Consider the following 14,588-nt stretch of genomic DNA (forward strand, 5'->3'; position numbering starts at 1 on the left):
CCGGACCGCTTATTCGATCAGCACCTTCATTTTTCGCCCCCCCGGATTGCCGCCACCGGCTGCCGGTTTTCCCGTAGTCGGACCGGTACGCGCCTCGATCAGCTCGGCGATGTCGGTGTTGTTGTTCGCACGTGCCCAGGCCGCCGCGGTAAGCCCGTTCTCATTGACCAGGGTAGGGTCCGCACCAGCCTTCAACAGAACCTGAACCACGGTCTTGTGGCCGTTGCGCGCAGCGAGCATCAGCGGGGTCGACTGGTTCGGCGCGCGCGCGTCGACGCTCGCTCCGCGCTCGATGAGCTTGCGGGCGATGCCCTCGCGGCCTTCGAAGGCCGCATAGAGCAAGGGCGACCAGCCACCCTGGTTGACCGGTGCCCCGGTTTCGAGCAGACGATCGACTACTGCTTCATGCCCCTTGAGCACGGCCAGCATCAAGGCATTGTCGCCGGACTTGTTCTTGAGCGTGGCGCGTGCGCCGCGCTCAAGCAACAGATTGACCACGTCGATGTTGCCCTCGCGCGCGGCAAGAATCAGCAGCGTGTTGCCGTTGGCGTCCGCAGTGTCCGTCTCGATGCCGCGGTCGAGCAGACCCGAGAGTTCATACGCACGGTTGAGGCTCGCAGCGGTAATCGCATCGTCGTAGCTGCCCGCAAACACGGGGGGGACGGCGAGGAATGCGGCAGACAGGCTCAGCACGACCGCGAGCGCGGCGGATTTCGGGTGCATTTCAGATATCCAGACAGAAAAGACGTTTGAAGTTTTCGCTGCTTGCCTGTGCCACCTCGGTGAGCGACAGCCCGCGCAGCTTTGCGATCTCCTCGGCTACGTGCACCACGTAGGCGGGCTCATTGGTCTTGCCGCGATGGGGCACCGGCGCGAGATAGGGAGAGTCGGTTTCGATCAGCAATCGATCGAGCGGCACCTGGCGTGCGACTTCCTTGAGCGCCTTGGCGTTGCGGAAGGTGACGATGCCCGAGAAGGAGATGTAGAAGCCGAGCTCGAGGGCTGCGTCCGCCACCTCCTGGGTCTCGGTGAAGCAGTGCATCACCCCGCCCGCTTCGCCTGCGCCCTCTTCGCGCATCAGGCGCAAGGTGTCTGCGGCGGCGTTGCGGGTGTGGATGACGAGCGGCTTGGCGCTGGCCCGCGAAGCCCTGATGTGAGTTCGGAAACGCTGGCGCTGCCACTCCGGCTCGTCCTTGTGCCAATAGTAATCCAGCCCGGTTTCGCCGATCGCCACCACCTTGGAATGACGGGCCAGCTCGAGCAGCTGTTCGAGGCTCGGCTCGGCGACATCGTCGCCATCCGGGTGCACCCCGACCGAGGCGAAGAGATTGTCATGACGCTCGGCGAGCCCGAGCACCGCAGGCAGGGTCTCGAGCTTTACGCTGATGCACAGCGCATGGGAAACCCGGGCGAGCCGCATCGCTTCAAGTACGTCGGCTTCGCGTTCGATCAGGTCGGGAAAATCGAGGTGGCAGTGAGAGTCGATGAACATCTTTCAGATCGTGTGGGTCGGCCGGTTCGAACCGAGGTGGCCAGCCAGCACCTGTTCGATGCGGCCGCGTACCACCTTGGCCGAATCGTCCTCGTTGAAGTGCACGCCGATGCCCTGGCTGCGGGTGCCCTGGGCATCGGCCGGCGTGATCCACACCACCGCGCCGGCCACGGGCATCTTCGCGGGGTCGTCCATGAGCTGGAGCAACATGAAGACTTCGTCGCCAAGCCGGTACTCGCGCGAGGTGGGGACGAAGATGCCGCCGTTTTTCAGGAAAGGCATGTAGGCCGCGTAAAGCGCCGACTTCGAGTTGATGTTCAGCGACAGAACACTCGGACGCGAAGCCGGGGTCTTGCCTTGCTCACTCATGTCTTGGCTTCCGAAAATGCGCGCACATAGCGCAATAACATGTCTTCCAGCGTCAGCCGAAGGTTCAGCGGATGTTGGGCAAGGCGCCGGATCTGGTTGATTTCATTGTAACAGGCGAGTGAACGCGACACCGACAAGCGCTCTGCTAGGCGTTCGAGGCTGTGCTTGCGCGACGCAAAGAAGCGCACCCGCCCGCCGAGCCGCAGGCTCACCAGATCGGTGATCCAGCGCTGCATCCAGTCGATCAGACGCAGCTGGTCGAAACCGCCGGCGATCGCCTCCTTGCTCTTGAGCCAGCTCTCCCACTGGCCGGCGAGCTTGACCGGGTCACCGCCCGGGAGCCGCTCGACATCCGCGATGAAGCGCGCCAGCTGCTCGTGCGCGCCCTGCTCCGCCATGCGTTGCGCGGCCAGCGGCAGGCCGCCGGTGAGCTCGAGCAGCGCCTGCGCGTCGGGTAGCTGCTGCGCGTCCAGCCAGGCGCGGGCCGCCGCCGCGTCGGGCCGCGCCACGGCCCACTGCTGGCAGCGGCTGCGGATCGTCGGCAAGAGCCGGCGCGGCTGCGACGACACCAGCAGCAGGGTCGCATCGGCCGGTGGCTCCTCGAGCAACTTGAGCAACGCGTTGGCGGTGAACGGGTTCATCGCCTCGACCGGATCGATGATGACGACCCGTCTTCCGCCATGGTGCGATGTCACCGACAGCGCTGCCTGCAGCGCCCGAACCTGATCGATGACGATCTGCCTCGATTGCTTCTTGTCGTCATCCTCGGCGGTTTCGGCGGCGGGAACGAGGTGGTGCAGGTCGGGATGGTTTGCCGACAGGCGCCATACGCAGGGGTCACAGCTGCCGCAGGCCATCTCCTCGCCGCTGGCGCGCTCACATAGCAGCCGCGCTGCGAGCGCCTCTGCAAAGTCACGCTTGCCGACACCGCCCGGGCCGCTCAGCAATACGCCGTGGGGCAGCTGCCCGATGCGGGACGTCACCTGCCTCCACAAGGGCTGCAACCAGGGCGAGAGGCTCATGCCGGTAGCCTCTGCAGCGCGGCCAGCACCTGCTCGCGAATCGCCTCCGGCGCGCCGCTCGCATCGATGACCAAGATGCGTGACGGCGCCCGCCGCGCCCGCTCGAGATAGGCATTGCGCACCCGCTCGAAGAAGCTCCGCTGCTCGCGCTCGAAACGGTCGGGTGCCTGTCCGGTGCCGGCCAGCCGTGCCGCGGCGGTCGCAGGGTCGAGGTCAAACAGGAAGGTGAGGTCAGGCTGCAGCCGAGGATGCACCCACTGCTCGAGCGCGTCGAACTTCGCCGCGTCGAGCCCGCGGCCGCCCACCTGGTAGGCGTAGGTAGCATCACTGAAGCGATCGGACACCACCCACTGACCTGCCGCGAGCGCCGGCTCGATGAGCGCGGCGAGGTGCTCGCGGCGGGCAGCAAACATCAGCATGGCTTCGGTCTCGAGATTCATCGCTTCGTGCAGCAGCAGCTCGCGCAGCTTTTCTCCGAGCGGCGTCCCGCCGGGTTCGCGGCTCTGCACCACGGAGAGGCCACGCCCGCGCAGATGCTCGACCACCGCCGCAATCTGGCTGCTCTTGCCCGCGCCGTCGATGCCCTCGAAGGTCAGGAATCGACCCCTTGCCTCGCTCATTGACCCTTGCCTCCCTTCTGGAACTGGTTCACTGCCTGATTGTGCTCGTCCAGGCTCTGCGAGAAATGGCTGCTGCCGTCACCGCGTGCGACAAAGTACAGATAGCGGGTGTCTGCGGGTGATAGCGCCGCCTGGATCGACGCCAGGCCGGGCATTGCAATCGGTGTGGGCGGCAGCCCGGTCCGGGTGTAGGTATTGTAGGGCGTGTCGCTTGTGAGGTCGCGCCGGCGCAGGTTGCCATCGAAGCTTTCGCCGAGTCCGTAGATGACCGTCGGATCGGTCTGCAGGCGCATGCCGATGCGCAGCCTGTTGATGAACACCGAGCCCACCAGTGCCCTGTCGTCCTCGCGGCCGGTCTCCTTCTCGATGATCGAGGCGAGAATCAATGCCTCGTACGGCGACTTGAGCGGCAGATTGGCGCCGCGCCCGGCCCACGCGGTGTCCACCAGGCGCTGCATCTCCTGGTAGGCGCGGCGCAGCACCGCGAGCTCGCTCGACTGGCGGTCGAAGAGATAGGTGTCGGGGAAGAACAGGCCCTCGGGATTCGACTCGCTGGCGCCGATGCGCTGCAGGATCTCGGCACTGCTCAGCCCGGCGGCGTCGTGCCGAAGATCGGGGTGCGCCTGTAGCGCGGCCAGCACCTGCCTGAAAGTCCAGCCCTCGATGATGCGGAATTCCCGCTGGGTAACGTCACCAGCGGTGAGCTTGAGCAGCAGCTGCCATGCCGTGACGCCGCGCGTGACCTCATAGCTGCCGGCCTTGATACTGTTGGCCTTGCCGGTGAGCCGTGCCAGCACCGCCAGCATTTCGGGCTGGATCTCCACCCCGGCCTGGCGAATAACGCGTGCCGCGCCGCGCATCGAAGCGCCCCGCTCCACCGTGAAATCCACCAGCTCCGTCTTGAGATCGAGGGGCCGTAACGCGAACCAGCCCAGCGCAGCGATCGCCACGATCAAGCCCAGCACTGCAAGCAGGGAAAGTTTGACGATCAGCTTTTGCATTATTCGCGCAGTGGCCGCAGGATCGGGTTTTGCACCAACGGCCTTTCTTGGAGGCCGCATATAATACTTCACCCCCGACAATCTCCCTCAAGCCAAGATCATGAGCACCTATTCCTTTCTGGACGCGCCCGAGACGCCACTGGGCACGATCGAATTCGGCCCACCCGAAGCTGCGGTGAAGCTTGCAGCCGAAAGCAGCGTAGCCATACCGCTCGGCAATTTCGGCCTCATCCGCGCAACCGGCGAAGAGGCGGTTGCCTTTCTCCACAATCTGGTCTCCAACGACGTCAAGAAGCTTGGTGAGAACAGCGCCCAGTGGAACAGCCTCAACAGCCCCAAAGGGCGGATGATCGCAAGCCTGTTGATCTGGCGCGACGGCGCCGACCTGATCATCGCGCTGGCCCGCGACCTGCACCAGGCGGTGCTCAAGAAACTCTCGATGTACGTGCTGCGCTCCAAGGTGAAGCTTACCGATGCGAGCGGCGAATTCGCGCTGTTCGGCCTTGCCGGTGCCGGGGTGCCTGCCGCGCTCCAGGCTGCCGGCCTGTCGAACCCCGATGAGACCATGTACACGGCCCCCTCGCCTGCGGGCCGCGTGATCCGGCTGGGTGCGGATCTGCTGGTTGCAGCGGTGCCGGCTGCTTCGGCAAAGAGCGTGTGGCGCGCGCTTGGCGAGGCCGGTCTTTCCCCGGCGGGATCGAGTGGATGGACTTGGTTGATGATCCGTGACGGCCTTCCGCTGGTAACCCAGCCGGTGCAGGAAGAATTCGTCGCGCAGATGCTCAATTTCGAGCTGATCGGCGGCGTCAGCTTCAACAAGGGCTGTTACCCCGGGCAGGAAATCGTCGCCCGCACCCAGTACCTCGGCAAACTCAAGAAGCGTATGTACAGGCTTCATTTCGACGGCGCGGCATCCGTCCAGGTCGGCAGCGACCTGTTCGCCCCGGATTTCGGCGACCAGTCGATCGGCAAGGTGGTGCTCGCCGCCCCCTCGCCCAGCGGCGGCCAGGAAGCCCTCGCGGTCCTGCAGAGCAGCAGCGCCGAGGCTGGCGAGCTGCACCTCGGCGCACCCGATGGCGCCCGCGCCGCGGTCATGCCCCTGCCCTATTCGCTGGGCTGACGCCGCGGCAATGGCCGTCAATCTCTATGTTTACTACCGCGTCGACCCGGCAAGGGCAGCCGACATGCGTGCCGCCCTGCGCGGCGCCCAGGCCCGCCTTGGCGCCGCCTGGCGGATCGATACCGGCCTGCTCCAGCGCAGCGACGATCCGCTCACCTGGATGGAAACCTACGTGCAGATCGAAGACCCGCAAGGCTTTCTCGCCGCGCTGGCGTCGGAACTCGAGGCCATCGGCTTTAGTGATTGCCTCGCCGAGGGCGCAACGCGACACGTCGAGTGCTTCGAGCCATGTGCCTGATCCTCGCCGCCTGGCAGGCGCATCCCCGTTATCCGCTGGTCATCGCGGCGAATCGCGACGAGTTCTTCCGCCGCCCCGCCGCATCGGCCCGCTGGTGGCCTGAACAACCTGGCCTGCTCGCCGGCCAGGATCTCGAAGCTGGTGGCACCTGGCTTGGTGTGAGCGCCGACGGGCGGTTTGCCGCACTCACGAACTTCCGCGACCCCTCGAGCCACCGCGCGGGCACCCCTTCGCGCGGGCAGCTCGTTGCCGGCTTCCTCGCCTCAGGCAGCACTGTCGATGAGGCGCTGGGCGATCTGCAGCAACGCTCGGACGCCTACAACGGCTTCAACCTCATGCTCTACGACGGAGAACGGTTCGGCATTTATGAGAGCGTGGCAAGATCAGGCCGAACCCTCGCGCCCGGCGTCTATGGCCTGTCAAACCACCTCCTCGACACTTCCTGGCCGAAGGTCGACAGGGCGAAGTCCCGACTGTCCAGGGCCCTCCACCATCTTCCGGACGAACATGCGCTGATCCAGCTGCTCCGCGACGACAGTCCCGCTGCCGATGAGGCCCTGCCGCAGACCGGGGTGAGTCTCGAATGGGAGCGTCTGCTCTCCAGCGCCTTCATCCGCGCCAACGGCTACGGCACCCGTTGCTCGACGATCGTGCTGGTCGGACATGACGGGGAAGTGTCGTTCAATGAATTCAGCTGGGACGAGCACGGCGAGCCGCAGGGTGTCGTGCGAGAGCGGTTTCGCCCGCACGCCTGAGTCTACCGTTCGGGCATGGGCGGATGCCGCTCACTGTTCCGGTGCCCGCCTCATCCGATCCTGTGCCCATCGCACGGCCTGCAGCCGCGAAGTGACATCGAGCTTCGCGTAGATGTTCTTGAGGTGCGACTTCACCGTCTCTGGCGAAACCGCAAGGATTCTCGCGATCTCCTTGTTCGACAGCCCCCGGGCGAGGCAATCGACGATCTGACGCTCCCGTGCGCTCAGCGTGCTTGCCAGATCGATCTTGCCGATGCCGGCGCGGGCCGCTTCGTCGGTTGCCGAACCACGACGCCCCGCTGCCTGGCCGAGGTCGTCGAGATACCAGGAGATCCGACCAGCTTCGAGCGAACGCATGCGGCCGGGGCTCGCCAATAACCCGTCGGCAATCCCCTCCTCATCGATGAAGCTGCGTATCAATCCATTCTCCTGGCCGTAAGACAGCGCCTGCATGAATACCCGCTCGGCGGCGGACTCATCGGAAAAACGGTGCAGCGCACCGGCCAGCACGATCCTCGCTCGAGCAGCAAGATAGCGCATCCCCTTCGCATCAAGTTCCGAACAGAGCATCTGCAGCGCGTAGATCGCGGGCTCGGCCGCCCCGCGGGCGATACCGAGCCTGGCCATTGCGAGTCCGTGATGGAACCGCCCCTCGATCAACGAACCGCCGAGTTGTCCGGCATGTGCGCGCATGGCTGCGTTCATGGACTGGAATATCCGGCCGGCCTTGGTAAGTTCGCCGAGATTGATATGCAGTCTGACCAATTCGCCCATGCACGCGGCGCGCATTCGCAGCCAGTCGCGGCGCGTGGCCATCTCGATCGCCTCGTCGAGAACCGCGAGCGCGCGTCCATGGTCACCGGAAAGCCACAGGAGTCGAGCGGATGCGACGCAGAATCTGCTCGCGGACCCGTTCGGCGCGGCTTCTATCGCCAGTGGCAACAGGTCACGGATCACGCCGGCCGCCTTGTCCAGCTCATCCCATTCGTAATAGATCTCGGCGAGATACCCGGAAGGCAGAACCGCAGCGGCGGAATTTTCACCCGCGCGCGCCTCGGAAAACACCAGGGCGTCGCGGAAAATTCGTTCCGCATCGAGCAGCTGACCCTCGAGCAGAAAGCCGAGCCCGAACATGCACTGCCGGTAGGCACTCGCGTAGGTGGGCTCCGATTGCGGCACCCGGTCGAGCCGCGGGGCCGATTGGTACATGGTGCGGATGGCCGGAAAGTCAGACTTATAGACCAGACCGAAGAGCAGCGCAGCGTGGGCGATCCGCTCGATCCACGACCCCTCGGGCGGATTCAGCGACAGCACCTGATTGGCGAGAAGCAGCGAATTGGCGCTGTCATCTGTCAGACCGGCGGTCAGCGCCTGCACCGCGAGCATCTCCGATTTCAGCGAACCGAGGTCGGGCGCACTGAGCGTGCCCGAGTCGATATCGCGCCGTATGCCGTCCAGAGTGGCGACGGCCTCGGCCGGTCTCAACCCGAGCGAATAGCACCACGCCCGGGCCAATCGCAGGAATATGCTCTTGCGGATCACGTGTGCAGGCAAACGCCCGAGCCAGGTAAGGACCGTGCGCAGATCACTGCGCTCGATCAGTTTCGTCGCGCAGCGTTCCACCCACGCGGCTGCCTGGGTATCGTCGCCGGCGGCCAGCGCGTGCTTCACCGCTTCCTGCCACAAACCGTTCTCGGCAAGCCAGTGGCTTGCCTCCCGATGGCGCTGGATCTGCGTTTCTGGATTTTCCCTGGACGCGCGATGCCTCAGATAGTCGAGAAAGAGTGCGTGAAATCGGTACCACTCGCGCTCGCTGCTGAGCGAAACGAGAAACAGGTTCCGTTCTTCCAGCCACTCGAGAATCTCGGGGGAATCCTTCATCCCGCTCACCCGCACGCAAAGCCACGGCGAAAGGCGGTCGAGAATCGATACTGCGAGCAGGAACGACACGACTCTCTCGGGGAGACTCTGCATCACGTTCTCGGAGAGATAGGCCGAGATCTCCCACGATGCAGCGCTCAGGGCGCGCATCGATTCAGCCCCATCCGATTCGCCGCTCATCGCGATCGAGGCCAACTGCAGTCCCGTCACCCAGCCTTCGGTCGCACGCACGAAGGGCCCGATCTGGTCACGCGGAATCCGGCGTCCCTGGGTGGTCGCAAAAAAGAGCTCGGCTTCCTCGGTGCCGAACCTCAGATCGTCGCTTCCCAGGCGAAGCAGTTGCGAGCGGGCCCGGAACCGGCTCAATGCGAAATAAGGCTCGCCGCGGCTGGCAAGGACGAGGTGCAGGTTCGGCGGGCCGTACGTCAGCAGGCGGTGAATGGTGTCATTCACCTCTTTCGATTTCAGCAGATGCGCATCGTCCAGAATGATCACGACGTCGCGAGCCGCCTCGGCGATCTCATTCACGAGCACCGACAGAACGGTCTTTGGCGGAACGATCGGATCATTGCGGATCAACTCGATCGACTGCGCCCCCAATCCGTCGCATGATTTCTGCAGGGCGGTCAGCAGGTAGGAGCCGAACTGGTACAGATCGTCGTCCTCGGCATCGAGCGACAGCCAGGCGACATATTTTCCCGAAGCGGACAGCCTCGCATACCAGTCCGCAAGCAGCGTCGTCTTGCCAAAGCCGGCGGGTGCCACAACGACGGTGAGCATGTGCCCCAGGGCATCGTCCAGCTTGCGGAGCAAATGTTCGCGACAGATCAGCCTGTTGCCGTGGAGCGGGGGAAGCATCTTCGTCTGCATGAGTTGCAGACGTTGATCATCGCCTCCGCGATCACCCCGGTTTACGTTCCCCATTGCGGTAAGACGCTCCTTCCTCGTAAGGTTTCCTGCGAAGTCCGTCTCTTACAGTTCACCAGTTTGGTCACCGATTGTCGACCGCCTCGGGTCCATCGATGCGTTGGTCGGGCTCGGCCCCGGCAGTCTTCGTCGGACAAGTGCCCGTGCCACGACGCCTGGCTCCGCGGTTTACGAGCGGCGCTGCGAGCATTCCCCCGGCAGTAGAAGAAAAAATGCGGCGCCCAATGTCGCCGCAAACCCCGGGGAGGAGAAAGGATCGGAAATTAATGGGCGCTGGCTGCTGCGGCACCCACTCCCGTCTGCGAGCGGACGTACTGATCGTCGTAGGCATCGATCTCCTTGCGTGCCCGCTCGCTCCGGTCGGTAACCGAAAAGAGCCAGGTGAAGAAGAATGCCAGAGGCATCGAGAAGAGCGCGGGTTGCTCGTACGGGAAAAGGGGTTCCGCATTTCCGAGCACTGTCACCCAGACGGATTTCGACAGGATCACCAGGGTCACTGCCGAAAGCAGGCCGATCAGGCCGCCGAGCAAGGCTCCGCGCGTCGTCAAGCCTTTCCAGTACATCGAAAGAATCAGCACGGGGAAGTTCGCCGAGGCGGCGATACCGAAGGTGAGGCCGACCAGGAAGGCGACGTTCTGCTTCTCGAAGGCGATACCGAGTACCACCGCCACCACACCCAGCGCGAGCGTCGCAAACTTGGTAACACGCATTTCCTCGTTCTCCGAGGCACTGCCCTTGCGGATGATGCGGGCATACAGGTCATGGGCGATTGCCGAGGCGCCGGCCAGCGCAAGGCCCGACACGACAGCGAGAATCGTGGCAAAGGCAACGGCAGACATGAAGCCGAGGAAGAGGTTTCCACCCAAGGCCATGGAGAGATGCATCACCGGCATGTTGCCGCCGCCGATGATCTTGCCGCCGACCACGCCCCCTTCGAAATACGCCGGGTTGGTGCCGACGATGCTGATCGCCGCGAGGCCCAGGATGCATACCACCATGAAGAAGTAGCCGATACAGCCGCTGGCGACGAATACGCTCTTGCGTGCCTCCTTGGCGTTCGGCACGGTGAAGAAGCGCATCATGATGTGCGGCAGTCCCGCGGTACCGAACACCAGCCCGAGCGACAAGGACACGGCGGTGACCGGATCGGCCATGAGCGAGCCGGGTCCCATGATCTTGATGCCGTCCTTGTGCACCTCAACGGCCTTGGCGGCCATCGATTCGAGGCTGAAGCCGAACTGGGCGAGCGACAGGTAGAGCAGCGCCGTGCCGCCGAACAGCATCAGGCAGGCCTTGATGATCTGCACCCAGGTCGTCGCGATCATCCCGCCGAAGGTGACGTACACCACCATCAACACGCCGACCACGGTCACCGCGATCGGATAATCGAGGCCGAACAGCAGCTTGATCAGCTGGCCGGCACCGACCATCTGGACGATCAGGTAGAAGCACACGACGGTCAGCGAGCCGAATGCCGCGAAGGTGCGAATCCGGTTCTGGTCGAGGCGGTACGATGCGATGTCGGCGAAGGTGAACTTGCCGAGGTTACGCAGCCGCTCCGCCATCAGGAACAGGATGACCGGCCAGCCGACGAAAAAGCCGATCGCATAGATGAAACCGTCCAGCCCCTTCGAAAAGGTCAGCGCCGAGAGTCCGAGCAGGGTTGCCGCGGACATGTAGTCGCCGGCAATGGCGAGTCCGTTCTGGAAACCCGAGATGCCGCCGCCGGCCGTGTAGAAGTCCGACGTGGTCTTGGTTCTGCTGGCAGCCCAATAAGTGATCCCGAGCGTCGACAGGACGAAGACGAAGAACATCATGATTGCCGTCATGTTGAGCGGCTGCTTCTGTGCCTCGCCGACGGCATCGGCCGCATAGGCGAGGCTGCCGGCCATGCCGAGGCAGGCGGCCCCAATCAACTGGCGTAGCTTGATCATTTGGACGCCTCCCGGATGAGTTCTTCGTTGATCCGGTCAAACTCGCCGTTGGCGCGCGCAACGAACCAGCCGGTCAGGAGCCAGGAACCGATGATGATGACCGCGCCGATCGGCACGCCGATGGTAAGCATGCCGCCTTCACTGATCGGTGTGCGCAGGACGTCCGGCGCAAAGGCGACCAGCATCATCAGGCAGTAATAGGAAACCAGCACGATCGCGGTCAGCAGCAGCGCGAAGCGGCTGCGCTTTCCGGCAAGCTCATCGAACCGGGGGTTCTCCCGGATTCGCTTGTAGATCTGGGATGACATTGAAATCTCCTTCTTGGTAATGGGTATTGCCGCTATTCAAACGATCGGTCCTGACGGGCCATCACATGTTCGGGTAGTTCGGACCACCGCCGCCCTCGGGTACCGCCCAGTCGATGTTCTGGGTGGGGTCCTTGATGTCGCAGGTCTTGCAGTGCAGGCAGTTCTGGGCGTTGATCTGCAGGCGCGGCCCTTCGGTCTCCTGGACGATCTCGTACACACCGGCCGGGCAGTAGCGCTGCTCGGGGGCGTCGTAGAGCGCCAGGTTGGTCTTGATCGGCACCTCGGCGTTTTTCAGGCGCAGGTGACAGGGCTGCTCCTCTTCGTGGTTGGTGGCCGAGATGAACACCGAGGAGAGCCGGTCGAAGCTGATCTTGCCGTCGGGCTTGGGATAGACGATCGGCGGGCACTCGGCAGCCTTCCTGAGCTGGGTGTGGTCGGCGTGGTTCCTGAGCGTCCAGGGCGCCCGGCCGCGCAGCAGGAAGGTGTCGATCGCGCTGTAGGCCATGCCGCCCCACAGGCCCCAGCGGAACGAGGGGCGCACGTTGCGCACGGTGTAGAGCTCGTCCCACAGCCAGCTCGCCTTGAGGCGCTCCGGGTAGGCGGTGACCTCGGGGCTCGCCGGCGCCTCATCGGCCAGGTAGGCAAACAGCGCCTCGGCCGCCTCGATGCCGGATTTCATCGACATGTGGGTGCCCTTGATCTTGGGCACGTTGAGGAATCCCGCGGTGTCGCCGACCAGCAGGCCACCCGGGAAGGTGAGCTTGGGCAGCGACTGGAAGCCGCCTTCGGAGAGGGCCCGCGCGCCGTAGGAGATGCGCCGTCCGCCCTCAAAGTACTTGCGGATCGCCGGATGGGTCTTGAAGCGCTGGAACTCCTCGTAGGGCGACAGGTGCGGGTTGCTGTAGTCGAGCCCGACCACGAAGCCCACCGACACGAGGTTGTCCTCGAGGTGGTAGAGGAAGGAGCCGCCATAGGTGTCGGAGGTGAGTGGCCAGCCCACGGTGTGCACCGTGAGACCGGGTTGATGCACCGCCGGGTCGATCTCCCAGAGTTCCTTGATGCCGAGCCCGTAGGTCTGCGGATCGGCGCCTTCGCGAAGCCCGTAACGCGCCATCAGCCCCTTGGTAAGCGAGCCGCGGCAGCCCTCCGAGAACACCGTCTGGCGTGCATGCAGCTCGATCCCCTGGGCGTAGTTGGGGCCGTGCTCGCCCTCGCGGGTGACCCCCATGTCACCGGTGGCGATGCCCCTGACCGAGCCCGCGTCGTCAAACAGCACCTCGGCCGCCGCAAAGCCGGGGTAGATTTCCACCCCGAGCGCTTCGGCCTGCTCGCCGAGCCAGCGGCACAGGTTGCCGAGGCTGACGATGTAGTTGCCTTCGTTGTGCATCTGCGGCGGGGTCGGCAGCTTGCGTGCGCCCTGCTCCGAGAGCAGCAGGAAGCGGTCTTCCTGCACCGGCGTGTTGAGCGGCGCACCGCGTTCCTTCCAGTCGGGAATGAGCTCGTTGAGCGCGCGCGGCTCGACCACCGCACCCGAGAGAATGTGGGCGCCGACTTCCGAGCCCTTCTCCACCACGCACACCGACAGCTCTCGCCCGTCGCGTTCGGCCAGCTGGCGCAGGCGGATCGCGGTCGACAGCCCCGAAGGGCCGGCACCGACGATCACCACATCGTATTCCATCGATTCGCGCGTCATGACGCATCCTCCGTGACCGGTGCGGCCGTCGACATTGGCTTTTGGAACGCAACTACGGAATTCATCCTGTGCCTCCTTGATCCGTGTGTTTCGGGCCGAGCGGCGCCCTCCCGAGCGAACGGGACGGGCGCCGGCTCCGCGCCGGCATGGACTGTCTGGACTTAGATCGCGGCGGTCAGCTGCGGGACGATCTCGAACAGATCGCCCACCAGACCGTAGTCGGCCACCTGGAAGATCGGCGCTTCCGGATCCTTGTTGATCGCCACGATCACCTTGGAATCCTTCATGCCGGCCAGATGCTGGATCGCACCGGAGATGCCCACCGCCAGGTACAGCTGCGGGGCAACCACCTTGCCGGTCTGCCCGACCTGGTAGTCGTTGGGCACGAAGCCGGCATCGACCGCCGCACGGCTCGCGCCCATCGCCGCACCGAGCTTGTCGGCCAGCGGCTCGAGGATGGCACGGTAGTTGTCGCCGCTGCCAAGGCCGCGGCCACCCGAGACGATGGTCTTGGCCGCGCCCAGCTCGGGCCGCTCCGACTTGGTGAGCTCACGCCCAACCAGCTTCGACTTGCCCAGGTCCGGGCCGGCGGCAAGCGCTTCGACCGCCGCCGAGCCACCCTCGCCCGCCGCATCGAAAGCGGTGGTGCGCACCGTGATCACCTTGATCGGGTCACTGCTCTGCACCGTGGCCAGCGCATTGCCGGCGTAGATCGGTCGCACGAAGGTGTCGGCCGATTCGACCGCCACGATCTCCGAGATCTGCGCCACGTCGAGCAGCGCGGCAACCCGCGGCGAGACGTTCTTGCCGAAGGTGGTGGCCGGTGCCAGCAGGTGGGTGTAGGCGGTGCCGCTGTCGCGCACTGCCGAGACGACCAGCGCAGCGAGGTTCTCGGCGCCAGCGTCGGCGTAATGGGCCGCATCGGCGCACAGCACCTTGCTCACGCCGGCGAGCCCGGCCGCAGCGGTGCAGGCGCCGTCGCAGGCCTGGCCGGCCACCAGCAGGTGGATCTCGCCGCCCAGCGCGGCGGCGGCGGTGACCGTGTTGAGGGTGGCGGCCTTGAGGCCGGCGTTGTCGTGTTCCGCGATAACGAGAATGGCCATGTCAGATCACCTTCGCTTCGTTCTTGAGCTTGTCGACCAACTGGGCCACGTCGGCCACCAGCACC

The 14,588-nt window shown here is 64.9% G+C and carries 14 protein-coding genes; 3 read left to right on the plus strand and 11 right to left on the minus strand.

Going from position 1 to position 14,588, the window contains the following annotated elements; genetic code table 11:
- Positions 1 to 9: 9 nt before the first annotated feature.
- Genes GQB03_RS09105 through mltG form a run of 6 tightly spaced genes read right to left on the minus strand, consistent with a single transcriptional unit; the run spans position 10 to position 4,504 of the window.
- Positions 10 to 723: an ankyrin repeat domain-containing protein gene (locus GQB03_RS09105; RefSeq protein ID WP_159687702.1), complete on the minus strand. Its 714-nt coding sequence runs from the start codon at positions 721 to 723 to the stop codon at positions 10 to 12.
- 1 nt (position 724) lies between these two features.
- Positions 725 to 1,492, minus strand: coding sequence for a TatD family hydrolase (locus GQB03_RS09110; RefSeq protein WP_159687705.1), 768 nt, complete (start codon positions 1,490 to 1,492; stop codon positions 725 to 727).
- Between the two features lie 3 nt (positions 1,493 to 1,495).
- The gene (locus GQB03_RS09115) at positions 1,496 to 1,861 is read right to left on the minus strand and encodes a PilZ domain-containing protein (protein ID WP_159687708.1); all 366 of its coding nucleotides are present in this window, start codon (positions 1,859 to 1,861) and stop codon (positions 1,496 to 1,498) included.
- Positions 1,858 to 2,883: a DNA polymerase III subunit delta' gene (gene holB, locus GQB03_RS09120; protein WP_159687711.1), complete on the minus strand. Its 1,026-nt coding sequence runs from the start codon at positions 2,881 to 2,883 to the stop codon at positions 1,858 to 1,860. The genes GQB03_RS09115 and holB overlap by 4 nt, the downstream gene beginning before the upstream one ends.
- The gene (gene tmk, locus GQB03_RS09125) at positions 2,880 to 3,503 is read right to left on the minus strand and encodes a dTMP kinase (RefSeq protein WP_159687713.1); all 624 of its coding nucleotides are present in this window, start codon (positions 3,501 to 3,503) and stop codon (positions 2,880 to 2,882) included. The genes holB and tmk overlap by 4 nt, the downstream gene beginning before the upstream one ends.
- Positions 3,500 to 4,504: an endolytic transglycosylase MltG gene (gene mltG / locus GQB03_RS09130; protein ID WP_159687715.1), complete on the minus strand. Its 1,005-nt coding sequence runs from the start codon at positions 4,502 to 4,504 to the stop codon at positions 3,500 to 3,502. The genes tmk and mltG overlap by 4 nt, the downstream gene beginning before the upstream one ends.
- A 100-nt stretch (positions 4,505 to 4,604) precedes the next feature.
- Here mltG and ygfZ point away from each other — a divergent pair, with 100 nt between their 5' ends.
- The 3 genes from ygfZ to GQB03_RS09145 are packed head-to-tail and all read left to right on the plus strand — an operon-like array spanning position 4,605 to position 6,677.
- Positions 4,605 to 5,624 (plus strand): CAF17-like 4Fe-4S cluster assembly/insertion protein YgfZ, encoded by a 1,020-nt coding sequence (gene ygfZ, locus GQB03_RS09135; protein WP_159687717.1) that lies wholly within the window; start codon positions 4,605 to 4,607, stop codon positions 5,622 to 5,624.
- A 10-nt stretch (positions 5,625 to 5,634) separates the two neighbouring features.
- Entirely contained in the window at positions 5,635 to 5,922 is a 288-nt protein-coding gene (locus GQB03_RS09140; protein ID WP_159687719.1) for a DUF4936 family protein, read from the plus strand.
- Entirely contained in the window at positions 5,901 to 6,677 is a 777-nt protein-coding gene (locus GQB03_RS09145) for an NRDE family protein (RefSeq protein WP_327516807.1), read from the plus strand. Before GQB03_RS09140 ends, GQB03_RS09145 begins: the two co-directional genes overlap by 22 nt.
- Positions 6,678 to 6,707: 30 nt before the next feature.
- Here the strand turns inward: GQB03_RS09145 and GQB03_RS09150 are convergent, their stop codons facing one another.
- From GQB03_RS09150 to GQB03_RS09170, 5 genes are all read right to left on the minus strand, one after another.
- Positions 6,708 to 9,416, minus strand: coding sequence for a LuxR C-terminal-related transcriptional regulator (locus GQB03_RS09150; protein WP_159687721.1), 2,709 nt, complete (start codon positions 9,414 to 9,416; stop codon positions 6,708 to 6,710).
- Between the two features lie 332 nt (positions 9,417 to 9,748).
- On the minus strand, positions 9,749 to 11,419 hold the full coding sequence (locus GQB03_RS09155) for a cation acetate symporter (protein ID WP_159687723.1): 1,671 nt from the start codon (positions 11,417 to 11,419) through the stop codon (positions 9,749 to 9,751).
- Positions 11,416 to 11,727: a DUF485 domain-containing protein gene (locus tag GQB03_RS09160; RefSeq protein ID WP_159687725.1), complete on the minus strand. Its 312-nt coding sequence runs from the start codon at positions 11,725 to 11,727 to the stop codon at positions 11,416 to 11,418. The genes GQB03_RS09155 and GQB03_RS09160 overlap by 4 nt, the downstream gene beginning before the upstream one ends.
- Before the next feature lie 61 nt (positions 11,728 to 11,788).
- Positions 11,789 to 13,420, minus strand: a complete 1,632-nt coding sequence (locus GQB03_RS09165; RefSeq protein ID WP_159687727.1) for an electron transfer flavoprotein-ubiquinone oxidoreductase — start codon at positions 13,418 to 13,420, stop codon at positions 11,789 to 11,791.
- A gap of 161 nt (positions 13,421 to 13,581) precedes the next feature.
- Entirely contained in the window at positions 13,582 to 14,523 is a 942-nt protein-coding gene (locus tag GQB03_RS09170; RefSeq protein ID WP_159687729.1) for an electron transfer flavoprotein subunit alpha/FixB family protein, read from the minus strand.
- Between the last annotated feature and the right edge of the window lie 65 nt (positions 14,524 to 14,588).

The organism is Cognatazoarcus halotolerans (assembly GCF_009800965.1).
Lineage (GTDB): Bacteria > Pseudomonadota > Gammaproteobacteria > Burkholderiales > Rhodocyclaceae > Cognatazoarcus > Cognatazoarcus halotolerans.

Excerpts from the sequence above, each read along its gene's own strand:
- GQB03_RS09165 (WP_159687727.1), bottom strand. The coding sequence starts at position 13,420 with ATGACGCGCGAATCGATGGAATACGATGTGGTGATCGTCGGTGCCGGC.
- ygfZ (WP_159687717.1), top strand. The coding sequence starts at position 4,605 with ATGAGCACCTATTCCTTTCTGGACGCGCCCGAGACGCCACTGGGCACG.
- GQB03_RS09115 (WP_159687708.1), bottom strand. The coding sequence starts at position 1,861 with ATGAGTGAGCAAGGCAAGACCCCGGCTTCGCGTCCGAGTGTTCTGTCG.
- GQB03_RS09155 (WP_159687723.1), bottom strand. The coding sequence starts at position 11,419 with ATGATCAAGCTACGCCAGTTGATTGGGGCCGCCTGCCTCGGCATGGCC.
- GQB03_RS09110 (WP_159687705.1), bottom strand. The coding sequence starts at position 1,492 with ATGTTCATCGACTCTCACTGCCACCTCGATTTTCCCGACCTGATCGAA.
- GQB03_RS09140 (WP_159687719.1), top strand. The coding sequence starts at position 5,635 with ATGGCCGTCAATCTCTATGTTTACTACCGCGTCGACCCGGCAAGGGCA.
- GQB03_RS09150 (WP_159687721.1), bottom strand. The coding sequence starts at position 9,416 with ATGCTTCCCCCGCTCCACGGCAACAGGCTGATCTGTCGCGAACATTTG.
- GQB03_RS09160 (WP_159687725.1), bottom strand. The coding sequence starts at position 11,727 with ATGTCATCCCAGATCTACAAGCGAATCCGGGAGAACCCCCGGTTCGAT.
- tmk (WP_159687713.1), bottom strand. The coding sequence starts at position 3,503 with ATGAGCGAGGCAAGGGGTCGATTCCTGACCTTCGAGGGCATCGACGGC.
- GQB03_RS09170 (WP_159687729.1), bottom strand. The coding sequence starts at position 14,523 with ATGGCCATTCTCGTTATCGCGGAACACGACAACGCCGGCCTCAAGGCC.
- holB (WP_159687711.1), bottom strand. The coding sequence starts at position 2,883 with ATGAGCCTCTCGCCCTGGTTGCAGCCCTTGTGGAGGCAGGTGACGTCC.
- mltG (WP_159687715.1), bottom strand. The coding sequence starts at position 4,504 with ATGCAAAAGCTGATCGTCAAACTTTCCCTGCTTGCAGTGCTGGGCTTG.
- GQB03_RS09105 (WP_159687702.1), bottom strand. The coding sequence starts at position 723 with ATGCACCCGAAATCCGCCGCGCTCGCGGTCGTGCTGAGCCTGTCTGCC.